At 48.8% G+C, this 23,140-nt stretch carries 20 protein-coding genes; 7 read left to right on the plus strand and 13 right to left on the minus strand.

The features are described 5' to 3' along the window. Positions 1 to 45: 45 nt before the first annotated feature. Together B9Y77_RS10305 and dxr are read right to left on the minus strand one after the other, a co-directional pair. A complete protein-coding gene (locus B9Y77_RS10305; protein ID WP_085491554.1) occupies positions 46 to 1,908 on the minus strand; it encodes a glycoside hydrolase family 9 protein in 1,863 nt (620 codons plus the stop codon). Positions 1,909 to 2,048: 140 nt separating this feature from the next. Next, positions 2,049 to 3,197, minus strand: coding sequence for a 1-deoxy-D-xylulose-5-phosphate reductoisomerase (dxr, locus tag B9Y77_RS10310; protein ID WP_014546518.1), 1,149 nt, complete (start codon positions 3,195 to 3,197; stop codon positions 2,049 to 2,051). 155 nt (positions 3,198 to 3,352) lie between these two features. On the opposite strand from dxr, the gene B9Y77_RS10320 reads away from it, so the two are divergent. Beyond that, the gene (locus tag B9Y77_RS10320) at positions 3,353 to 5,338 is read left to right on the plus strand and encodes a formylglycine-generating enzyme family protein (RefSeq protein ID WP_254900002.1); all 1,986 of its coding nucleotides are present in this window, start codon (positions 3,353 to 3,355) and stop codon (positions 5,336 to 5,338) included. A gap of 41 nt (positions 5,339 to 5,379) precedes the next feature. On the opposite strand, the gene B9Y77_RS15970 is transcribed toward B9Y77_RS10320, so the two are convergent. Then, positions 5,380 to 5,517 carry a hypothetical protein gene (locus tag B9Y77_RS15970; RefSeq protein WP_176221744.1) on the minus strand — a complete coding sequence of 46 codons (138 nt, stop codon included), beginning with the start codon at positions 5,515 to 5,517 and terminating at the stop codon, positions 5,380 to 5,382. Positions 5,518 to 5,539: 22 nt separating this feature from the next. Here B9Y77_RS15970 and B9Y77_RS10325 point away from each other — a divergent pair, with 22 nt between their 5' ends. After that, positions 5,540 to 6,466 carry a histidine phosphatase family protein gene (locus B9Y77_RS10325; protein ID WP_176221745.1) on the plus strand — a complete coding sequence of 309 codons (927 nt, stop codon included), beginning with the start codon at positions 5,540 to 5,542 and terminating at the stop codon, positions 6,464 to 6,466. A 90-nt stretch (positions 6,467 to 6,556) separates the two neighbouring features. Here B9Y77_RS10325 and B9Y77_RS10330 read toward each other — a convergent pair whose 3' ends face one another. From B9Y77_RS10330 to pyrH, 6 genes are all read right to left on the minus strand, one after another. Beyond that, positions 6,557 to 7,438 (minus strand): phosphatidate cytidylyltransferase, encoded by an 882-nt coding sequence (locus B9Y77_RS10330; RefSeq protein WP_085491558.1) that lies wholly within the window; start codon positions 7,436 to 7,438, stop codon positions 6,557 to 6,559. Then, complete coding sequence (locus tag B9Y77_RS10335; protein WP_085491559.1) at positions 7,431 to 8,141, minus strand: isoprenyl transferase; 711 nt, start codon at positions 8,139 to 8,141, stop codon at positions 7,431 to 7,433. Before B9Y77_RS10335 ends, B9Y77_RS10330 begins: the two co-directional genes overlap by 8 nt. A gap of 12 nt (positions 8,142 to 8,153) precedes the next feature. Continuing rightward, positions 8,154 to 8,687, minus strand: a complete 534-nt coding sequence (gene frr, locus B9Y77_RS10340) for a ribosome recycling factor (RefSeq protein WP_014546512.1) — start codon at positions 8,685 to 8,687, stop codon at positions 8,154 to 8,156. 64 nt (positions 8,688 to 8,751) lie between these two features. Continuing rightward, positions 8,752 to 9,639, minus strand: coding sequence for a DUF4421 family protein (locus tag B9Y77_RS10345; RefSeq protein WP_254900003.1), 888 nt, complete (start codon positions 9,637 to 9,639; stop codon positions 8,752 to 8,754). 161 nt (positions 9,640 to 9,800) lie between these two features. After that, positions 9,801 to 11,261 (minus strand): hypothetical protein, encoded by a 1,461-nt coding sequence (locus B9Y77_RS10350; RefSeq protein WP_085491561.1) that lies wholly within the window; start codon positions 11,259 to 11,261, stop codon positions 9,801 to 9,803. Between the two features lie 212 nt (positions 11,262 to 11,473). Next, positions 11,474 to 12,178 carry a UMP kinase gene (gene pyrH / locus B9Y77_RS10355; RefSeq protein ID WP_173346818.1) on the minus strand — a complete coding sequence of 235 codons (705 nt, stop codon included), beginning with the start codon at positions 12,176 to 12,178 and terminating at the stop codon, positions 11,474 to 11,476. Positions 12,179 to 12,341: 163 nt separating this feature from the next. On the opposite strand from pyrH, the gene B9Y77_RS10360 reads away from it, so the two are divergent. Then, positions 12,342 to 14,294 (plus strand): M6 family metalloprotease domain-containing protein, encoded by a 1,953-nt coding sequence (locus tag B9Y77_RS10360; protein ID WP_085491563.1) that lies wholly within the window; start codon positions 12,342 to 12,344, stop codon positions 14,292 to 14,294. Between the two features lie 57 nt (positions 14,295 to 14,351). Here the strand turns inward: B9Y77_RS10360 and B9Y77_RS10365 are convergent, their stop codons facing one another. Then, on the minus strand, positions 14,352 to 15,533 hold the full coding sequence (locus B9Y77_RS10365) for an HAD family hydrolase (protein ID WP_085491564.1): 1,182 nt from the start codon (positions 15,531 to 15,533) through the stop codon (positions 14,352 to 14,354). A gap of 150 nt (positions 15,534 to 15,683) precedes the next feature. Here B9Y77_RS10365 and B9Y77_RS10370 point away from each other — a divergent pair, with 150 nt between their 5' ends. Continuing rightward, positions 15,684 to 16,130 (plus strand): hypothetical protein, encoded by a 447-nt coding sequence (locus B9Y77_RS10370; protein WP_073424924.1) that lies wholly within the window; start codon positions 15,684 to 15,686, stop codon positions 16,128 to 16,130. Positions 16,131 to 16,679: 549 nt separating this feature from the next. Here the strand turns inward: B9Y77_RS10370 and B9Y77_RS10375 are convergent. Genes B9Y77_RS10375 through B9Y77_RS10385 form a run of 3 tightly spaced genes read right to left on the minus strand, consistent with a single transcriptional unit; the run spans position 16,680 to position 18,951 of the window. Next, positions 16,680 to 17,396 (minus strand): FISUMP domain-containing protein, encoded by a 717-nt coding sequence (locus B9Y77_RS10375; RefSeq protein ID WP_085491565.1) that lies wholly within the window; start codon positions 17,394 to 17,396, stop codon positions 16,680 to 16,682. Between the two features lie 6 nt (positions 17,397 to 17,402). After that, entirely contained in the window at positions 17,403 to 18,317 is a 915-nt protein-coding gene (locus B9Y77_RS10380) for an SH3 domain-containing protein (RefSeq protein ID WP_176221747.1), read from the minus strand. Positions 18,318 to 18,363: 46 nt separating this feature from the next. Then, a complete protein-coding gene (locus B9Y77_RS10385) occupies positions 18,364 to 18,951 on the minus strand; it encodes a hypothetical protein (RefSeq protein ID WP_139829301.1) in 588 nt (195 codons plus the stop codon). Between the two features lie 444 nt (positions 18,952 to 19,395). Here B9Y77_RS10385 and B9Y77_RS10390 point away from each other — a divergent pair, with 444 nt between their 5' ends. From B9Y77_RS10390 to B9Y77_RS10400, 3 genes are read left to right on the plus strand one after another with little or no spacing between them, the layout of a single operon-like run. Next, complete coding sequence (locus tag B9Y77_RS10390) at positions 19,396 to 20,277, plus strand: electron transfer flavoprotein subunit beta/FixA family protein (RefSeq protein ID WP_085491568.1); 882 nt, start codon at positions 19,396 to 19,398, stop codon at positions 20,275 to 20,277. 3 nt (positions 20,278 to 20,280) lie between these two features. Then, on the plus strand, positions 20,281 to 21,306 hold the full coding sequence (locus tag B9Y77_RS10395) for an electron transfer flavoprotein subunit alpha/FixB family protein (protein WP_072827777.1): 1,026 nt from the start codon (positions 20,281 to 20,283) through the stop codon (positions 21,304 to 21,306). Between the two features lie 5 nt (positions 21,307 to 21,311). Then, entirely contained in the window at positions 21,312 to 23,024 is a 1,713-nt protein-coding gene (locus B9Y77_RS10400; protein ID WP_085491569.1) for an acyl-CoA dehydrogenase family protein, read from the plus strand. Positions 23,025 to 23,140 lie beyond the last annotated feature (116 nt).

Genomic DNA, 23,140 nt, shown 5'->3' on the forward strand with positions numbered 1-23,140 from the left:
TTTCTGCATTCTATGAATATGGATTTTTGAGGTTAGGTAGGAGAATTACTTGATGAGATGACCCTTGAGGTCAAAGCGCTTGCCATTCTTTTCGATGAACACCTTCTGATCAGCAATACGAAGGCGCGGTGCAGTTTCAACCTTTCCGCGGTTTCTCAAAATCGAAGGCTTGAGAGCAGAAGTTCCACCCTTTGCAACACCTTCAACAGCGAAGGACGGGGCATAGCCAGCGTTCAAAGCTTCCATGGCACCCACGAGGTATGCAAACGGAGCGTTCCAGTTAATAGCGACTTCGTTCGTGGCATAGCTGCAGCGATTATCCGTATAGGATGTTGCAGCCACACCCGTTCTATAATCCTTGCATTCCCAGGACTTCGTTCCTATATCTTCACCACCCGGCTGCGGACCACCCACAACCATGCCCGGAACAGGATCCGTCACCTTATCGGCTGTACTCGGACGATGGTGCGGCAGTTTCGGAGACTTTGTACCAAATCCAGTCACAAAGGACATATCAAGCGGGTTCTTGCCAAGCAAATAGTCCACCACCTTCTTGGCTGCCTCATAATACTTCTGTTCACCGGTCACGTAGTAAGCGTAAAGGAGGAACACGCCCTGGTTACCAGCAACAGCATTCGAGCCCCAAACGAAATCTTCCTGAGACATGACAACGCCAAAGCCCTTCGTTGCGGCATAGGCAAATTCGTTGGCATAGTCTGTCAACATCGTTTTTGCAGTTGCAGCATCAGCAGCCACTTCCGTCGGATGGCTAGCTGCGCCATAAACCGCAAGTCCATAGACTTCAGGCCAGGCAGGAACAATACTGGATTCGTTCGGATCCAGCGTCGGCTTGTACGAGACATCGCCTGTAGAAATAAACATTTCCATACCAGCGAAGACCTTTTCATCGGTCAATTTGCCATCGCCATATGAACCAGTAGCAACATCCATCGGATTGTCGAATGCCACCTTCGGATTCTGGACGCCCCAAGCATAAGCCTTCTTTGCTGCTTCAAGGCACGTTGTGGCATAAGCGGCATCAAACGGTTTATACACACGATATGCAGCAGCCATAACCGCAGCAAAATTGAACGCAGCCGCAGTACCCTTTCCAATCACATAAAGCGGTTCCGTATCCTTGGCAGGCATCACATCGCCCGGGAACTGGAGCGTCGAAAGCTTGTGGTAAACGCCGCCATCTGCAGCCTGCATGGTAAGCATCCAGTCGAGATTGTACTTGATTTCGGCAAGCAAATCCGGCAAAGTTCCTTCAGCAGGGATGTTCCACTTGAACGTCTTGAAGTAATCCGGGAAGTGTTCATAAAGCGAAAGGAGCGTGTAAGTCGTAATGCCCGAGTTCACGATATAGCGACCGTAGTCACCGGCATCGTACCAGCCCTTGCTCGATTCAATCGTGCCCGAAGCACCCGTAGAGCTGTGAAGCTTAGCCGTCGGATTCGTGTGCCCCGCATCACGCTTCCACTGACCTGCATACGTTTCTTCCAAAGCCATGGAAGCACGCTGATAATAGTACCACTTGAGGGCGGCCTTAGCAATATTTTCAAACGGCTTTTCGGCAATCACCAAATCGGAACGGAGTACCTGCCCACCCTGCGTGATGGAATAAGTCCCAGGTGCAGTCAAATCAGAGAAATCAACGAGCTGTACATCCTGACCGCTCGGATTCCAGCGAGAAGCAGCCTTCGGAGTGACCTTGAGCACAACCTGACCCGCGGCATCCTTAATTTCGATATCACCAGAACCTTCAAAGAGCGTAAATTCCTTGGGATCCGTAGTGCGGTAACCAACCTGGTTGATGTAAGCCGTCGCAGCAAATGCTGTAGACGCAAGCGTCAAAGCGACTGCCGCAGCAGAAATATACTGTTTCAAGCCGAACGAGAACTTCATAAGACACTCCTTTCCATTTTTCACAATATAAATCTACCCTAAAAAAAAGAGATTGCCCAACTTTTATTGGACAATCTGGTTACAACTGTACCCAATGTGCGAAACAGCAATTTTCCTGTTTACAGCCTACAATCGGCTCTTTACTTCAAGAAGCCTTCTGTCATGAGGCGGGCTTCCTTGTCGGCTTCGAGCACTTGTTCAAGAGAAAGATGACCGGTGACATTCGGGGCCTTTTCCATCACCATTTCCACGTACTTCGGGATATCGGTGAACTTGAGGTTACCCTTGAGGAAACGGTCCACGAGGACTTCGTTTGCGGCGTTCATCATCGACGGCACGATACCGCCACGGCGGCCAGCTTCAAAGGCAAGAGCGAGGCAACGGAACTTGTTGAAGTCCGGTTCGAAGAACGTGAGCTTTGCAAGCGTCGGCAAGTCGAGGCGCTTGGTTTCGAGCTTGAGACGGTCAGGCCACGTGAGAGCCACCTGAATCGGGATGCGCATGTCAGGAGCGCCGAGCTGGGCCATCAAGGAACCATCGCGGAACTGCACCAAGGAATGTACCATGGACTGCGGGTGAACCACAACCTTGATCTGGTCATACGGAATGTGGAACAAGAAGTGAGCTTCGAGCACTTCGAGGCCCTTGTTCATCATGGAAGCAGAGTCAATCGTAATCTTCTTGCCCATGCTCCACACCGGATGATTCAAGGCGTCGGCGACAGTGATTTTTTCAAACTTTTCAATCGGCCATTCGCGGAACGGACCACCCGAAGCCGTGATTTCGAGGAATTCGACTTCGGATTCGCGCTTGCCGCCTTCAAGGCACTGGAAAATGGCACTGTGTTCAGAGTCGATCGGCGTGATGAAGGACTTCGGATTTTCAGCAAGCTTGTCCCAAATGACCGGGCCTGCCATCACCATCGTTTCCTTGTTCGCAAGAGCCACATGCTTGCCATGTTCAATCGCCGTAATCGTCGGGAGGCAGCCCACAGCGCCCATCAAGGCGTTGATGATGATGTCCGCCTTCGGGTCGGCAGCGAGTTCACAGAGGCCTTCCATGCCGACAAGGACCTTTCGGCCAAGCACGATTTCGAGTTCTTTTGCAGCGACTTCGTTGAACATGCACACGCGTTCGACATTGTACTTGCGCACGATTTCTGCAACCTTGTTCACACTGCTATTTGCAGCTACGGCATAAAGGTGGAACAAATCGGAATGCTGTTGAATGACGTCAACACTAGAGGTTCCGATAGAACCGGTGGCACCCAGGAGAACTACATTTTTCATTTAAAAACCTCGATAATTGCAAGCTTTTTTATAAAGATAGAATAATAATTTTCATTTACAGCTCCGCTCCAAAAAACGCTTACAATAATTTACATTCCAAAGAAAATTTTTAGGGTATATTTTTATTGGGTTAGGTTTGCTCGAAGGAGGTGCATATGCGCATACTTTCCTCGGGTGTATATGCTGCGTGTTGTTGCGCAGTGGGGATGTTCATAGGGTGCTCGGATTCTTCGGACAACGGAGTCTCCGGAGAAAACAGTAATCTTTCTTCCGTTACAGATGATTTTGGAATTTCGTCCAGTTCCAGTTTTACAGGGAACGCAGGCGGTTCTTCGCCATCCGGGGATTTGATTTCTTCAGAAGCGGAGTCTTCAGTGGGGAATTCGGCAACGTCTTCCAGAATGCAAGGGAGTTCCTCGGGCTCAGTCAAAAGCTCTTCAAGCGGGCATCCGCACAGAAGTTCTTCTTCGGGAATCGAGCAAGGGAACTCCTCTAGTGCACATGCAAATTCCAGTTCTAGCGAGAGTTCCTTTGTTTATACTTCACCCGCAAATTTTGCAGACACGGTAAACGGAGTCGCCTTCAACATGGTCTATGTGGCTGGCGGCACTTACACGCGCGGCTGCGACAACTGTGCCGAGCCTGATAAAATTTACGAAACACCTTCGCATAAAGTAACAGTTGACGAATACCATATTGCACCGACCGAAGTAACGATAGCCCAATGGAACGCCGTCATGGGCGGGAAAAAGAATGCATGGGAATCGGACAAAGCTCCCAAAATCGGCGTAAGCTGGTTTGACGCCAACAATTACGCCTGCAAGCTTGGGCAAAAAACAGGGAGACAGTACCGACTGTTGACCGATGCCGAATGGGAATTTGCGGCCCGCGGTGGCAAAGACGGAATTGCAGACAAGTTTAAATTTTCAGGTAGTAACAACGTCGATGATGTGGCATGGTATTCCGAAAACAGCGGCGGAAAATCACACGATGTTGCCACTAAGAAACCAAACAAGCTTGGACTTTACGACATGAGTGGCAACTCATGGGAATGGGTCTATGACTGGCTCGTAGCCTACACGGACGCAGACAAGGTAAATCCGGTACAGCTCACAGGAAGTGGCAACAAGACGCGAAGAGGCGGGAGTTACGGCGAGCCCGCGGATTTTGCGCGAGTGAGCCGTCGCGCCATCCGCAGCCGCGATGGCGCTGCAGACATGGGCTTTAGACTAGGCATGTCTACGAAACTCCCGCCGGGAATGGTAAGCCCCTGCGAAGCGGCAAATCCGTCTGCAGCCACCTGCCAAGGCGACAAGAATCGCGACTGCCGCTTGATTACCACCGCAGACGAAGCCTGGATCAGCGACGACTACACTGTCGTTATCGGAGAAAATGGTGTTGCGGCAGTTTCTGGCTTCCCGAATGTTTCAGGGCAGTGGTACACGCTCAACAACCGCAGTTTTAACGTTGTCACCAAGAGTGGCACAAAGACTTACGCTTACTACGTGTTCAGCGAAGATGAACTCACAATGATTAGCGATGACGGCATTCCATACCGTCTGTACAGGCGAGCCGCAAGCGAAGCCAAGAATAAAGTAAGTCTCCCGACCGTAAGCAATCCCAAGACTTTAGCACAGCTTATCGCCGCTGTAGAACCCGAGCGCATCGTCACAGACGAGCAACTCGCCCACCCCGACACAAGCGTTCGCGATCCGCGCATTGCAGCCGCAAGCGGATACACGTGGTTTTTCGACGGGCGTTGCTGTGGCGGAAACCATAAGTACCGCTTCCACTTAGACAAGAGCGGCGATGCAGAATTTGTCGTCATGGACTACGACGACACCCACCACGAAAACATTCTCGCCAAAGGGCGCTGGTTCACCGTCGGAAATATCGGTCTCCACATCGTTTTAAACGGCAAGTATTTCAACTACCTTTACACGGCGGGCGAACGCACCATGAGCTTCAGCGAATACATGCCGGCGGGCCCCATTTTCTGTCACATTTCATTCCAGAGCTATGAACGCGGCGACTTCCGCATTTTCAATAAGACTTTATTCGATGATAAAATCAAGCGCCCACGCGGCTTCAACGGAGAAAATCCAGTCTATGAAGCCGGCGATTACCAGTGGGGTTCGTAAATGAATAAACCTACACAAAGCGCGCTCTGCGCGATTGCGGCTTATCCCTTGTTCGCCGCAATCGCATACACGGCGATGCTTTCAGCCTGTGACAATGCCACATCCACAACAGCTCCTGAAAGCACCGCTTCATCCTCTTCCACAACTACAACAATTGAGGAGCCATCAAGTTCAGCCATTCAACAAAGCTCATCGTCAAGCGTGCAAAAACAATTTTCCAGTTCATCACGAAGCAGTCATCGGCGGTCTTCGTCTTCTGCAGTTCAAACAAGTTCATCCGCAATTTCATCATCGCAAGAGACGCCAGTTTCTTCGTCTTCAGATGTAGCAAAATCTTCCAGTTCCTCGCAAACATCGCTACCAGCAAAAGAGATTTCGCTTGACGAGAACGGTTTTGCAACTGTCGCCGACGTCTACAAGAGTCTTACCGCAGACGAAAAAGCAGTCTTCATCATTCGACATTCCGAGCGCGAAGACAATGTCGCCATAGAAACGGAACTCACCGCTAACGGCGTAAAAATGGCCCAAAATTTAGGTACCACGCTCAAGAGCGACGAAGAATTTAGTTACATCACTTCGGGATTCGTGCGCACCAACGAGACTGCAAACAACATTTCAAAAGGCCGTGGAGAAGCAAGCCTTCCAAAGCTCATCACGAACTACGATATTACCGGAAACTGGTTCTTGAAAATTTCTGCCGATTCCCTCGCACAATACGGTACATCACTCGGAATGAAGGGTGGCTCCGTTGAACTCATGGCCCACTGGGCTTACGAAGGCGGCTACACAGACGCGCTTTACGAACTCACCCCACGCGCCGAAGAATTCATACAGAAAGTCATCCTCAAGAATTTACCCAAGTGGAAACGCGTAAGCATCATGGTCTCGCACGACATTTTCGTCATGCCGCTCGCCGTGTTCGGCTCCAAAGGCAAAGTCGCCTTGAAGTACCATGAAGATTACCACTGGATTAATTACATCGCCGGGCTTGCCATCATCATCGGGGCAGACAACAGCTTGCGCTATGTTCCGGTCAAAGGCGCAGATTCAGGCGTTATTGACTACCTCGCCATTTACATGGAGGAGCACGGCATGGGAGGCAAGAAGCCGTTAACCCCCAAAAGATAATCAAGAACTTAAACCTTGCAAAAAAAACAAGACCGTAACTGAGAGAATCAGTTACGGTCTTTTCAATGCTTTTGCGTAGCGCTTTTGTTTTTACACAACGCTCTTCAAGAAATCCATGAAGATGTATAGAGCAGGTGCTGCGAGAAGGAACGAGTCGCAACGGTCAAGCACGCCACCGTGCCCGACAAACAAGTTCCCGGAATCCTTCGTGCCGCTCCAGCGCTTGAGTGCAGACATCAAGAGGTCGCCCACCTGGCCAGCCACCGTGATGAGGAGGCCAATGACGACTGCCGATGTCCAAGTGAAATTCATTTCGAACGAGCTGAGCGAAGCGCTGCACTTAACCCAGTAGGCAACCCACGCAATTGTTGCGACGGAACCTGCAATCGAGCCTTCCCAAGTCTTCTTCGGGCTGATGCTCGGCGCAAACAAATGACGACCAAACGGTCCCTTGCCTGCAGCAAACTTGCCAAAGAAATACGCGACCGTATCACAGAGCCACACCGCAGTCATCACGAGGATGAACGGATAGCAATGTTCAAAGCCCCGGCCATTGCCCATCATGAGCACGTTCATGCCGCCCCAGAGCCCTACGTACAGCGGAGCGCCGAGCTGCATCACGAGCCACGGGAACAAGTGGTCGATTTCGACCTTCGCGTAGGCAACGCCAATGTAAATGGCGAAAATGGCGAGGAAAGTCATGCCGACAACGTAAGGCACAGCCGGGAGTCCAAAATAACCACCCTTCGAAAGAGCCCACGCCAGCGTCAATGCCAAGGACGATGCAAACGAGAGGTAACGCATGTCCGGACCCTTGTACATCTTCGATGCCATGCGAGCCCATTCCCAGGCGCCCACAGCGCCCAAAAAGCACATCAGTCCAATGCGGCTAAAGTCGTTGAACCAAAGTAAAACAAAAACGATTGGAATAGCGATAAATGCAGTAATCAATCGCTGAGTCAAATTACTCATGAAGAACCTTCCCAAAACGGCGTTCGCGAGTATTAAAGAACTCGACCGCCTTCATGAACTCTTCCTTCGTGAAATCAGGCCAGAGCGTGTTCGTCACATAGAACTCGCTATAGGCGGCCTGCCACAAAAGATAGTTGGAAAGCCTGAATTCGCCACCCGTGCGGATAATCAGGTCCGGATCGGGAGCGCCTTTCAGGTACAAATGTTTGGCAAAAACTTCGTCATTGATTTCATCGAGGGAGAGTTTGCCTGCAGCCACTTCGGCAGCAATGCTCTTTGTCGCTTCGACGATTTCTTGACGACCGCCATAGGAGATGGCGAGGTTCAGCTGCATGCCCGTGTTGTTTGCCGTCTTATCAATTGCGGACTGGAGACTTGCACGCGGCTTTTCGGGAATACGGTTCATATTACCGATGACCGTGAGCTTCACGTTCTTTTCCATCAAGTCGGGGATTTCCTTAACCACCATCTCAATGAGAAGGTTCATCAGGTAATCCACTTCCTTTGACGGCCTGCCCCAGTTTTCGGAACTGAAAACGTACAAGGTCATGTGTTCGAGCTTGAGGTTCACTCCCACCTCGACCGCATCGATTGTCGATTCAGTTCCCTTGCGGTGGCCTAAAAAACGTTCCAAGCCACGGCTACGAGCCCAGCGCCCGTTGCCGTCCATAATGATTGCGACATGTCTAAGCTGATTTGCCACGCAAACCCCGGACTACACCTTGAGGATGTCTGCTTCCTTTTCGGCAAGCAAACGATCGATTTCAGCAATGGCCTTGTCGGTAGCCTTCTGGATTTCGTCCTGCTGTTTCTTGACTTCGTCCTCGGAGATTTCCTTGTTCTTCTTGAGGGCGTCGTTAGCATCGCGGCGGATGTTGCGGATAGCCACACGGCCGTCTTCGGCATGCTTGCGGGCGATCTTGGCGAGTTCCTTACGGCGCTCGGTCGTGAGGATCGGGAGCGTCACGCGGATGCAGTTGCCGTCCTTCATCGGGGTAAGGCCGATGTTTGCAGCGAGGATAGCCTTGTCAATTGTATCGACGAGCTGCTTTTCCCACGGAGTCACGAGCAACATACGCGGTTCAGGCACAGAAATCTTTGCGACCTGAGAAATCGGGGTCGGAGTGCCATAGTAGTCAATACGTACGCCGTTGAGGATAGCCGGGCTTGCCTGGCCAGCGCGGATCTTGGAAAATTCACGTTCGGTGGCCTCGATGGCCTTGTCCATCTTTTCAGAATATTCAGACATTTTTAGTTCCTAGTTGCTAGTTATTCACGGGAAATATAGGTAAAAATTTTAAAAGGGGGATACCCTAGAACCTGCGGACCACCAAAATCCCGCCCTTCACGATGAGTTTCTGTTCCCAATACGATTTGTACGAGAAAGCGTTGTACTCAGCCTCCACCACTATATTCCATGACCATTTTTTCCCGACATACCCCCAAGCCGTCTTGAAATCGGGTTGCGGCATCACGGTATATTCGTCTTCGTTGTTTATTCCATAGACGAGCCCGATATCCAGCCAAATGTTTCCAAAAAATCCGTTTTCAAGTACCCAAGTATACGTGTATCCGACATTCCCCCATATGGACGACAGAACACGTTCACCCTCATAAAAAGTCAATAGGCTATCGGGATCTTCGACTATATTGCCCTGAAAACGCCCACCAAAGACCCAGCTACCCGCCGAATGCTTTTGCCGCCGATCCAAAAAGTACGCGCTACGAGGCGAGAACTTGTCCTTCGAAGTCAACATCCAAAGTGCCGAAACGTACATTTCGAAGAAATTAAGATCACTAAACCGACGGACCTTTTTCCCCTCTTGCTCCGTCTTTACCGAAAAACCGGAATAATAAGAAAGCCAAATTTCAATCCAGAATTTTCCAGGGAATAAATCCAGTCCCGTTTCAAAGGCGTCAATTTTCGAACTTTCTTCATCGGACCCCAAGAAGAGACTCATCGTGAAATCCCACGAGATATCCCACGAAACTCCAAACAACGTAAAAAGGTCATCGTAGGCAAATCCAAGTCCCAAAGATACCGGTGAATTGGACACAAGAGCTTCATTGCCATAAGCCGTATTCCAGACGCTCCAAAGAGTGTAGTCGCACAAAAAGCGCAGCGAAAATTTTTCATCAAACTTCTGCACCCATACAGAATCGTTTTTCGCAACAGTCCCATCCCCAATTTTCACAGTCATTTCCGAAGCCAATACGTGGCCAACAAAAAAAAGTACGAGCAAAAATATCTTAGGACAACGAGCCATCTTACAATCCTTCTTATCCGGCAAAGATAGCATATTCAAAATGCAAAAAAGCGCCCCGCAATCGCAAGGGCGCCAGATTGTAAGTTATTTATAATTTAGTTACTGGCCTTAGTCTTTTCCTCTATAATCTCATTGAGATCGTAGGTTCCCATGAGGAGATTGAAGTACTGCAACAACTGACGGACAACGACAATCGTTTCGGCCATCGGGTCTGCAGCATGATCAATGATGTTGATACCGTAGACGAGGGTTTCCTGGTCAAGCACTTCCGTCAGCGGGACATAGCCTTCGTCCTCGTTGAACATCATGCTCGGCATAGCCAAGAAGTCAACACCGAACTGCACCGTTTCGAACTTCATCGGGACTTCCTTTTCCAAGCCCTTGGCGGTAAAGGATGCCGTCACGTATTCGTTCATCTTCTTGGTGTAGGTATCAATGGTGCTCTTGTCCGCATAGTTACGACGAGCTTCGTTCATCGCACGCTGAGCAGCAAGGAGTTCATCCCTATCCGAGACCTTCACAGAGATTTCGAGGTTATCCATCAACGTAATCGACAAGCTTTCGATACTCTGACCTTCGATCAAAGCAGCAAACAAGTCGATAATGCTATTGCTGTTGGGGAGCATCGAGAGGTCAACAGGCTCGCTGCCATCTCTCTTGTTTTCGGCGGCAACAGCAACGACCTTCTTGTCGTTGTGCACAAAGCTGAACTTCAACGTAGACTTATGCGTCGAAGGGTCCTGGCCGACAGCGAAGTCGATAGTGGCATTGTCTGCAGCCATTTTCTTACCGTCCTTTTCAAGAGCCGGCAACGAAGCATTGACCTTACCAGAGACGTTGAACACAGACGTCATCTTGTCAAAGTATTCCGTTCCGTCCTTCAGCTTGGCTTCGTTCTTGAATTCACCCGTAAAGAGGTCGTTCCACTTGTCGTTTTCCTTCACAGAGATTGCGAAAGAAACATCAGCAGGAACAACCATCACGAGCGCCAACGTTTCAAGGGCTTTAATGTTATGGAGAACCTTGAAGGAGCTTCCTCCCATCTTCAAAGACACCTTGAACTTATCGGCTTCAAGTTTTTCCGTTTCCGGGTTCCAGGCTGCGAAAACCATTTCAAAATTATCGGATTCTGCAACCTTGAACTTAGCATCCGTGCCCAAAGTGAAGCGGTAGTTGAACTTGGCCAAATCGACGGTGGCCATGTATTCCTTACCCTCTTTACCGAGGTCACTATCCTTGTCCACTGGGGTCATGGTTTTAAGGACATCGATCAAAAGAGCACCGGTAACCGCATTTTCGATTTCTGGGTTATTGAGCACGTATTCATTGAGACCCTGGTTGAGCGAGTTTGCCAACTTCCAGGAATTGAAGTTAAGGTTAGAAGCAATTTCCTTGAGGTCTTCACGAGTTTTCTCGACGAAAGCCGCCTGTTCCTTGCTAACCTGAGCCTGCGGAGCCTGAGGGCTATTACTACTCGAACTATCGTCCGAACATGAAGAGAGCAATGCTCCACCGCAAATTAGAGACATTGCGAGCATTTTCTGCATGGTTTTCATAATTTCCTCCTTCTTACAGGGAAATGATGTTGTGATATAAATGTAAACAATTTTTAAGATTATCGAACGACGTGTAAATTTTTATTAACACAAAATAGGCGATTCGGCGCTCCAATAAAAAATGCTCCGAATTAGAATAGCGGGCCAAAATAACAAAAGAAGCCCAGCCGAAGCCGGGCTTGAAAAGCGTTTTCGCTTAGAATAGCAAGCGATTAGCAGTGGACGAGCGTGCCGAGGTCGCCGTTGATAGCAGCGCGGGTCAGGTTGCCCTTTTCCATCTTGAACACAAAGATGGGCATGTTATTTTCCATACAAAGTGCAACGGCTGCGGTGTCCATGACCTTGAGGCCGCGGGAAATGACTTCCTTGTAGCTGATGTCGTCGAAGCGGGTAGCCGTCGGATCCTTGACCGGGTCGGCCGTGTAGATGCCGTCGACCTTGGTGGCCTTCATGATGACATCGCATTCGCTTTCGATAGCGCGGAGAGCAGCGCAGCTGTCCGTCGTGAAGAACGGGTTACCCGTACCGGCAGAGAAGATGACCACGGAGCCAGCGGACAAGAGCTTGAGGGCCTTGCGACGGTCAAAGAATTCGCAAACCGGTTCCATGCGGATGGCAGACATCACGACGGAGTCAATACCCTGCTTGTCCAAAGCATCTTGCATGGCGAGGCCGTTCATCACGGTGCCGAGCATGCCCATGGCATCGCCCTGGGCGCGGTTCATGCCGCCTGCAGATGCAGAAATGCCGCGAACGAGGTTGCCACCGCCAATCACGAGAGCGACTTGAACGCCCTGCTTGACGATGGATGCAATTTCGGAGGCCATGTCAGAAAGGATCTGGTTATCGATGCCGTGGCCCTTTTCGCCTGCGAGGGCTTCGCCACTGAGCTTGAGAAGAATGCGTTTGAATTTCATAATCTAGTCACTAGTTATTAGTCATTAGTTATTAGTGTTTCGGAGGAAATGTAATAAAAATAGGCTATGGGTAAAATGAATAGTCCTTGCTTTTTTCATACGAAACGCCTTCTTGCCGCAAATTAATGTATTTATAAAAGAGTTAAAGGGAAAGGGATGTTTTATGAAAACCAAAATTATATTCGGCCTATTATCGAGCATATTATTGCTCCCGACGATGCTTTTTGCAGACATCGTGTATCAAGGGAAACGCGTCCAGGAATGGCCCGAAGAGGCTCGACCGACATTCAACAACCAAAGCGCAGGCAAGCCAAGTTTTCTCTTGGCACGAACGCCTGTCACACAAAACAAGAGCCATTATGCAGCCCCAAAGGGCAAAATTTACAGCCTCACGCTCCTCGTCGATTTTTCAGACCAGAAGGCGCCCGTCTCGGTAGCCGACGTTGAAGAATGGCTGAACAAGGAAGGGTTCAACAGGGACGGCTGTAACGGATCCGTGCGCGACTACTATCTAGACGTTTCGAACGGGCAGCTAGACCTTACCAACGAAGTTTACGGCTGGTACCGCGCCAAACATCCCAAGTCCTGGTACGAAAACCTGCAAGGGTACACGGGTTCGGACTCGCTCATGAAAGAAGTGTTCAATTACTTCGATCCACTAGTCGATTTTTCACGTTATGATAATGACAAGGACGGAACGACCGAAGCAATCAACATCGTCTACGCAGGCCCCGGACAAACATGGGGACAAGGCCTTTGGCCGCATTCCGGATGGTCCAACGAAAGGCGCGACGGAGTCCGGCTCACGCATCATCAAATGACGGACATGCCCGGCAAGTTTTCCATTTACGTCTTTGTGCATGAATCGGGACACATGATTTTTGGCTGGCCGGACCTTTATTGGTACGGCGATTACTGCACCATGGGCAACCGTGCGCATGATTTGAACCCAGTCGCCATCAACGACTTTTACCGCGCGGACCAAGGCTGGATTCCCTTTGTGGACGTAACCAGCAACGACGTGAGCCTCGAAACCACAAAGCCCGGCGAAGTCTGCTACCGCTACAAGAACCCCGCAAGGCCCGACAAAGAAGGTTTAGTATGGTCCTACGTACAAAACAAGGGCCGCAACCAAGTGCTAAAAGGAAGCGGACTCTTGATGCAGCACTACGATTTTTCGATCGAAGGCAATTCCGCTGCAGACAAGCTCGGACTCCGAATCGTGCATGCCAGCGCGGCGGGAAAATCAAGCGACAATCCCGGCGACCAGTGGCCAAGCCCGGGCAGCACCGCCAACACGTTCTTCAAGAGCGGTACTTATTCGGAATTTTCAGATGATGCCTACCCCGCCATCCGCTGGTACAACGGTTCCAAAACAGAGCTAAAGATTACGGACATCGGGACGCCCGGAGAAACGCTAACGTTCTGCATCGGCGGAAACTGCCCAGCACAAGAATCGTCAAGTTCAACGGGAATCGCGTCCAGTTCATCCAGTGCGCCAGTTGTTTCAAGTTCGTCTAGCGTGACGCCACCGAAAAGCTCGAGCAGTTCTGTCCAAATCACGGTTCAGAAAATCGCACTAGAAACGACACTCCCGATTAGCGACAATTACGCCCCCGTAACGCTTGACCTGAACGGTAGCGAAGTCGCCAAGATTTTAGGCATCAAGCAAAACGAAATTGCAAACAAAGTCAAGTTCTACGGTGTAGAGCCCGACGGAACGCTCAACAGCCGCACTACCGGCGAAGGGACCGGCCACTGGTTTGACAAGAATGGCAAAATCGTCGCCTGGGATCCGAACGGCACCAGCATCGTATTCTCCAACATGGACCTCACGACCATGACCACAAAAATCGGCCACATGCCGAATAAGGCCAAAGCCGGAGATTCGTTTACCGTGCGACAGGCAGTCGTTTACGAAAGCAAGCAGGTCACTTTCGAAATCACGGTCACGATAGAACAGAAGACAACGAGGATCTCAAATATCCGCAGTTCAAGACGCGGCAAACCCGGGAACATGATTTTCAATGCGCTCGGAAAACCCGTCGGCAAAAGAACAGAGTCGGGCGAAATGCCCGACCTGCCTAAAGGAATTTATGTGGAAATAGCGAAGTAACAATGCACATGCCAATTTTGGCATGACAAGCGAAATGCGCGGCACCCGCTGCGCATTTTATTTTGCCTTCTGAACACCGTCCCCGTAAATAGTCTTCCAGTCGTTTTTCATGGACACGGGAATCCATCCGTTCTTTTCGCTCGCGGTGCGCATTTTTTCAGCTTTCGCCTCGTTGCCATATTCGCGTTCCAAGTCATCGCAAAGCAACATGAAGCCCATTGATCTGTACTTGTTGTTAGAAATTGCATAATTCAAGAGGCTTGCATCCGTGCCGCTGTTGCCAAAGGCAAGCACCGGCTGGTAGCCAATTTCACTTGCGAGAGTCGTTACCTTGTTCGTCTGCAAATTCTTGATAATGCTCTGCCCTGCAAGCACGAGATTGTCGCCGTTCTGGAACGTGTATGCAAGACCGTCCGCACCTTTTTGGTTGCTCGTCACCACGACTACATCGGAACCGATAATTTGTTTGGGCGGGAGGCCGAGACCATCAACAACAACGGGGCGCATTGTATAACGTTCAGTACCACTGCTCACGTAAACCGTGAAGCCATTCGCTGTCAAGAATTTTACCACTTCAACCATAGGCTTGTAATAGGCCTCGCCACGCTTGAGTCCCGTAAATCCCGGCTGCGGTTCTTGCATAAACGCACGAACATACGCTTCGAATTCCGATAGCGTCATGCCCTTGTATGCCTCAGCCACCATGCGTTCGCGCTCTGCGCTCAGCCCCGGGAAAACTCTCTTTTCACGCCCCTCACGTGCCGCCTTCAACTGCTTTTTTGTAGGCTTGTAAGTGGAATCGTCAAGAACGCGGTGTTCGAAAAGCATCCAGTCAAAATACGTGGGAGCGGTCTCGAGGAATAGCGTGCCATCCCAATCGAAAACAGCTATGCGGCGTTCCGCTGGAATAAAATCTGGCGAGGTTGAATCTGTCGTTGCACGCACAAACGCTTCAAGAGAATCTTTCGCAGGAGCGTGATCGTTCCAAAGCGAAAGAGATTCTTGAGGTTTCTCGGGAAGTACTGTTTGCTTGGATTGCTCGGCGAGAGTAGCCGCCTGTCGAGATTCTACTGTTTGCCGAGATTCCGCCGCAGTCGTAGTCGGGAGTGCCGCGGACTTTTGAACCGCCGCGGACTTATCTTCATATTTCGAACAGTCTTCACAAGATGCCCGCTTATCGCAACAGCCAGTCAAGAACATCGCCGCCACAGAACCAACAGCAAAAATTTTTGCAATCATACTTTGCTCCCCTTTTCAGAAATTTTTTGTATTAAATATAGTGAAAAGATTTCATCACCATTGCTATAAAATCATCAAAGTTGAAGCTCTTGCGGCAATTTGTAAATGAAGATATATTAAAATATATCATACATCTGATTGGTATAACAAATGAGAACACTAGAAGAAATAAAAGCCGACATCAACAAGCTCAATAAAGAATTGGAAACTGTTTACGAAGCAAATAAAGTTCGAGACATAGCTTTACTAAACAGCAAATACGCAAATAATTGGATTATTGTCCATGAGCATACATCAGTCCTAGATGCAGGCGTTTCCAAAATAATAAAAGGAAATGTCCATCTGTATAAAGTTAAAGAAGTCTTATTTCAAGGACAAGGTTTTTTCAGATTTTCTGCGATACTACACATAAAAATCGATTCCGAAGACAACGAAAATCTCACATTCCTTGTTGAGAAAGATTTAGACAACGCTTCAATTTATTTCAGTGATTTCAAAAGAGAGCTAGCAAAAATAGCAAACGAAACAGAAATCTCAAAATGGCTAAATAAAGCAAAAAACAGATTCAATCATCTTTTTGCATTAGCAAAGAGTTAGGTTTAATGGTACTACTAGGGCTGAAAAAGTCGAAATTCCACCTGAAAAAATGTTTAATATGCCATATGTATATGTAAAAGATTCAGAAGGATTCGTTTTCAAGAAGAAAGAATCCGAGGTAACTACCGGCGAAAAGATTATCTCCGAAAAAGAATACATGAAAAAATCCGGGCTCGCTTTATACGAGAAGAAATACGGACATGGGGGCGCTCGCTGAATTTTGTAATTTTGATGAGCCTCGCATTGAAAGCGGATTAACGATCGTCAGGCTTGTCTATAATCGGACAGTCTACCACAGGAACTTTTATTTCGCCCCAAAGGGACTTCAAAACTCTTTCAACTTGCGAAGAGGGCACCACAACAGGCTTACAATTGGGGAATTTTGCTGATTTGCTGCGAATAGTCATAACCTTATCCTTACTTTGAATGAGAATATACCAAAAGGATTTTTGCAAAGCAAGGGGTCGAGTTGCAGGGCAATCATTTTGCAAATAGCAGTTATCCCAAAAGAAAAACCGGTCCCCAAGAGGCCGGTTTTTGACGATTCATTTACGTTACATCACGAACAAGTCTAACAGAGCAAAGACATTGAACGGGATTTACAAAAGTATCTATATTGGTTCGATCTAATTTATTGCTAAAACCAACTCTATCTTTCTCTATAAAGAAATACGCAGGTTTCCCATCACATTCCGAGGACATCCACAAGCGAGCCTCAACACAAGGGTCTTCTTCCTCATATCCCCCTCGACCTTTGAATTCCAAAAATTGCTCACGATATCCGTCACTCTCCGATTCAATAAGATATCCATATCCACTATAAATAGCCGAAAATCCAAAAGGATCCTTGCAAGCATCGTTCCAACTCAGGCTTTGAATACATTCACACACAGCCCCATCATCCCATCTTTTATCGCAATTAAACAAACTATTCTTCAAGAACTTGCTCAAAAACCTTATTGTTTGCATTTTAGGGACGCCAACCGCACGAGCCAACTGAATAAAATCCGATTCCGAAGGCAACCGCCACCCTTCAGGAGCAGCCATATTGGCAGCTTCAATGGTGTAAAGATATCCATAACCACCATCGACCTCCAAATCATCCAAATCATCACGGACATCAGGGTCAGCTTGATCATATGAATAGAATCCATCAAGCGTTGCAAAGCAAAGATTTTCAGCAAACCACTCTTGTTTACCTATTATTACAGTTTTATAGACATGATTATCACGTGGATCAATAAACTTTGATTTTTTTATTGGCATTCTTCATTACCTTCTTGTACGAGATGAAATCATTTTCAACGAGCCGCTGTCACTTAATTGATAAGTATTTTGATTATGTCCATGTACAACAGTTACGGTTGTACTTGTATATCCTACAACTGCATCGGCTTGAACAGAAAGACTATAAAACGGTATTATCTTACCATTTCCATCCATGAAACGGCATTCAGCACGACTGCCTTGCATAAAAACTTCCGCAATAAACCTCTTTTGCTTAGCCCTTAATTCTTGTTCCTTACGAGATTTCAGTTCCTGCTCGTACAGCATTCTTTTCTGTTCTGCCATATTACGTTCTTCCCGCTTTCGATTTCTTTCTTGTTCACGTTCTGCGCGCCATTGTATTCGTTCTTCTTCCGTATCCACACTCGCAGTTTGATCTCCAAAAACATACCCCAAGAACTTAATCGGAATCAAAAGAATTAAACTCGCTATAAAACCAAACACGATAATTCCCATAAAAGGTGAACCATAAACAAGGAACCCCCACAAAGAATAGAGCAAAAAAGCTATTATCGAAAACTTAAAGAGTCCCGCAATTGTTTTAAAAAAGGACACAATTATTAAAAGATACAAAATCACAGCTATTACAAATCGAGACAACCATCCAGAATTATCACTTTGTTTATCCACTTTAGGAGATTCTTTCGGTTTCGAAGTTTCTACAAACGATATAAAGTTTTCACTTACATAGCCTTTCTTATTTCCTAGCGATATTTCACAAAAGCCATTACTACAAGAATACACGGTGATTTCATCACCTTTATTCAACTTAGATATCACTTTCGAAGAAGCCGACTTTGTAGCTCGGACATTCAATACATTCGCATCAACTTTTGCTTGATATTCCGCAAAAGTCACACTTGAAATCAGCAAAAGAATTAAAATTATATTTTTTAGCATAAACAAAAACCTCCATTTATATATGCAAATAGAACCAATAAAAAAATCACCCAAATTCCTGTAATGAGAACCAGAATACATTTCCAATCGGTTCCCAACAAACACCATTCATTTTCGCCCTATACTTTTCTCCAATTTCATTATTGTGAACAAGCACAAGGCAATATGTTTTTGCAACCCCATCTTCAAGACTCACTCGCTCCATAAATAGAGCATCTTTTTCGCAATCTTTTTTTCGTTTGCTATAGGCTTTATGCGTGGGAAATTTTAACTCAACGGCACTTTTGGAACCATCACCGTTAATTATAAAAAGGTCTATTTCCTTCTTCACAAATTTTGATAAATCAGTAGAATTTCCACAGACTTTATCATTTTTCACATTTATTTCAAAATAAACCTTAAAACCTCTTTTTCTTAAAAAGAAGCCTAATTCAAATTGCAAAGAAAATTCATTGTAAATTAATTCATTGTAATCTTCTTCTGATAAAAGCTTTAGAAAGTCTCTAAGATCTTTACTAGAAAAACGATTTTCACCCGAATTATCTCTTTCCACTTCACTTGACATAAAAGCAATTTTTCTCATTTCATATGAGACTTGTTTTTTTCTTACACCAAAAGTAAGATTTTTTTTCACAAGTGCAAATAATTTTGTCAATTTCTCCTATTTTCAAGGTCTTTTTTACAAGATTCAAGCGATTCAGGGTTTTAGGGGCAGAGCCCCTAGGCGAGAGGGTGATGGAAGACTTGCCCCATATTTGCAACCGATACCTTTACTGGATCCTTCACATTCGTTCAGGATGACACATGCGTTTCGCACTTCGCTCAGGGTGACACTTGGATTTTGCATCAGGAGCAATATGATGTTAGGGCAAGGCTGCAATCAGGGGGAGGTCTCCCCCACCTAGCCAAAATTATTTATTACAAAATACTTACACAAAACTTAAAATGGAGTTATTTTCAGTCCGTTCGGAGCATATTCAGAAATCCGTCGGGTTTAATAAATCTATCTTGTAGCTTGTAAAATTTTGCAGAGTAGCAGGATTTTCAATTAACCGTTAAATTAAAACACTATAGTAATATGAGTCTTAAAATCGTTGTGCTTGCAAAGCAAGTACCTGATACACGAAACGTAGGCCCGGACGCCATGACACCGCAGGGTACTATCAATCGTGCCGCATTGCCCGCGGTCTTCAACCCCGAAGACCTGAACGCCCTGGAGCAAGCCCTTCGTTTGAAGGACCAGTTCCCTGGTTCCACCATCTCCGTGTTGACCATGGGTCTCCCGAAGTCTGCCGAAGTCGTCCGCGAAGCTTTGTACCGCGGTGCTGACTGCGGTTACGTCGTGACGGACCGCCCGCTCGGTGGTGCTGACACGCTCGCTACGAGCTACACGCTCGCCCAGGCTGTGAAGAAGATCGGTGACTACGACATTATCCTCGGTGGCCGCCAGGCTATCGACGGCGATACCGCACAGGTCGGTCCGCAGATTGCTGAAAAGCTCGGACTTACTCAGGTCACTTACGCCGAAGAAATCTTGAAGCTCGACGAACAGACACGCAAGGTCGTGATCCGCCGCCACATCGACGGTGGTGTCGAAACTGTGGAAGCACCGCTCCCGCTGGTCGTGACCGTGAACGGCAGTGCTGCTCCGTGCCGTCCGCGCAATGCAAAGCGCATCATGAAGTTCAAGAACGCTACTGCAGTTGCCGAACGCAAGCCGGAAGATGCAGACAAGTACGCAGCTCTCATCGCTAAGAAGCCCTACCTCGACATCCCGCAGTGGGGTGCCGCCGATATCGACGCCGACCCGGCCCAGATCGGTAAGGCAGGCTCGCCGACGAACGTGAAGGCCGTCAAGAACATCGTGTTCAAGGCCAAGGAAAGCCGCACGCTCTCCGCAAGCGACGCCGACATTGAAGGACTTATCAAGGAACTTTTAGACGGGAAGATTATTGGCTAACCTATGAATAACGTATTTGTATATTGCGAAATTGAGGGAACCACCGTCGTTGACGTTTCCCTTGAACTGCTTTCTAAGGGTCGCAAGTTGGCCAACACTCTCGGCGTTCAGCTCGAGTGCATTTGCGCTGGCAAGGGCCTTGATGGCATTGAAAAACAGGTTTTCCCTTACGGTGTGGACAAGGTTCATGTGTTCGACGCCGAAGGCCTGTTCCCCTACACCACCAACCCGCACGCCTCTCTCGTGGTGAACCTCTTCAAGGAAGAACAGCCGCAGATTTGCTTGCTCGGTGCAACGGTTATCGGCCGTGACCTCGGCCCGCGCATCTCCAGCGCCATGCACAGCGGCCTTACCGCTGACTGTACCGAACTCGAAATCGACAGCTTCGAAATGAGCATCGGTGGCGTGAAGAAGTTCTACGAAAACCAGCTCTGCCAGATCCGTCCGGCATTCGGCGGTAACATCGTCGCAACGATTGTGAACCCGGAACACCGTCCGCAGATGGCAACCGTCCGCGAAGGCGTGATGAAGAAGGAAATCGTGGACCCAAACTACAAGGGCGAAGTCATCAAGCACGACGTGGCCAAGTACGTTCCGGAAACGGAATACGTGGTCAAGGTGCTCGAACGCCATGTGGAAAAGGCCAAACACAACCTCAAGGGCGCTCCGATCGTGGTCGCCGGTGGTTACGGCATGGGTTCCAAGGAAAACTTCGACATGCTGTTCGAACTCGCCAAGGAACTCCACGCTGAAGTCGGTGCTAGCCGCGCCGCTGTGGACGCAGGTTTCGTCGATCATGACCGTCAGATCGGTCAGACTGGCGTGACGGTCCGCCCGAAGGTCTATATCGCTTTCGGTATTTCCGGCCAGATCCAGCACCTCGCTGGTATGCAGGATTCAGGTATCATCATCTCCGTGAACTCCGACCCCGAAGCTCCGATCAACGCTATCGCTGATTACGTGATCAACGGCACCGTCGAAGAAGTTCTCCCGAAGATGATCAAGTATTACAAGGCAAACAACAAGTAAGCGCTATGGCAAATTTCTACACAGATCACCCCGAGATTAAATTCAACCTCGAAAGCAGCCCCTTGATGCAACGCATTGTCGAGCTCAAGGAAAACGGATTTGCTGACAAGGACAATTTCGACTATGCGCCGGAAGATTTTGCCGACGCTATGGACAACTACAACCGCGTGCTCGAAGTCGCTGGCGACATCACCGCAAACACGGTCTTCCCGAACTCCGAAGACGTGGATGCCGAAGGCCCGCACTGCGAAAACGGCCGCGTCCGCTACGCATCCAAGACCTACGAAAACCTCGAAGCCACCCGCAAGGCTGGCCTCAACGGTGTCACGATGCCGCGCCGCTTCGGTGGACTCAACTTCCCGATTACCGCCTACACGGCCATCAACGAAATGATCGCCTCTGCAGACGCCGGTTTCGAGAACATCTGGTCCCTCCAGGACTGCATCGAGACGCTCTATGAATTCGGCGACGAAGACCAGCGTTCCCGTTTCATCCCGCGCATCTGCGCCGGCGAAACGATGTCCATGGACTTGACCGAACCGGATGCAGGTTCTGACTTGCAGCGCGTGATGCTCAAGGCCACCTACAGCGAAGCTGACAAGTGCTGGTACTTGAACGGCGTGAAGCGCTTCATCACGAACGGTGACTCCGACATTCACCTGGTGCTCGCCCGCTCCGAAGAAGGCACGCACGATGGTCGTGGTCTTTCCATGTTCATTTATGACAAGCGTGACGGTGGCGTTGACGTTCGCCGCATCGAAAACAAGCTCGGTATTCACGGAAGCCCGACTTGCGAACTTGTCTACAAGAACGCCAAGGCTGAACTCTGCGGCCGCCGCAAGTTCGGTCTCATCAAGTACGTGATGGCCCTCATGAACGGCGCACGCCTCGGCATTGCAGCACAGTCCGTGGGTATCAGCCAGATGGCTTACAATGAAGCTCTCGCCTACGCCAAGGACCGTAAGCAGTTCGGTCAGGCTATCGTGAACTTCCCGGCCGTCTACGAAATGATTTCGAACATCAAGGCTCGCCTCGATGCAGGTCGTGCCCTCTTGTACCAGACAGCTCGTTACGTCGATATCTACAAGTGCCTCGAAGACATCGAACGCACCCGCAAGCTCACCGACGACGAAAAGAAGGAACTCAAGCTTTACCAGAAGCTCGCTTCCGCTTGCACGCCGCTCGCCAAGGGCATGAACTCCGAATACGCAAACCAGAACAGCTACGACTGTATCCAGGTTCACGGCGGTTCGGGCTACATGCTTGAATACGCTTGCCAGCGCCTCTACCGCGATGCTCGTATCACCTCCATTTACGAAGGTACGACGCAGCTCCAGACGGTTGCAGCACTCCCGCACATCACCACCGGCAGCTACGGCCTCATGCTCGAAGAACTCGAAGCTATGGACGTTCGCCCGGAATACGAAAGCCTCAAGGCCCGCGCCAAGGCTATGGACGAAAAGTACAACGAAGCTATTGAATACGTGAAGTCCGTTGAAAACAACGAATTCACCGACCTCTGCAGCCGTCACTTGTACGAACTCGCCGCCAACTGCGTGATGACCCAGTTGCTCCTCCGCGACGCTACCAAGGCACCGGAACTGTTCGACAAGAGCATGAAGGTGTACCTGAACCTCACCGAAGCCGAAGTCGCAAAGCACTACAACTTTGTGAAGAGCCTCCGCGTGGAATCGCTCGAAAGCTACAAGCAGGCTTAAGCCTCGCTAACGCGAAATTGAAGGCCCCGACTCTAGCGAGTCGGGGTTTTGTTTATATCCCAATTATTTTCCTTCCCCGCGCGCTATCACCCGAAAAATTGTATAGCTTTATAAAT

The sequence above is a fragment of the Fibrobacter sp. UWB13 genome (genome assembly GCF_900177805.1).
Classification (GTDB): Bacteria; Fibrobacterota; Fibrobacteria; order Fibrobacterales; family Fibrobacteraceae; genus Fibrobacter.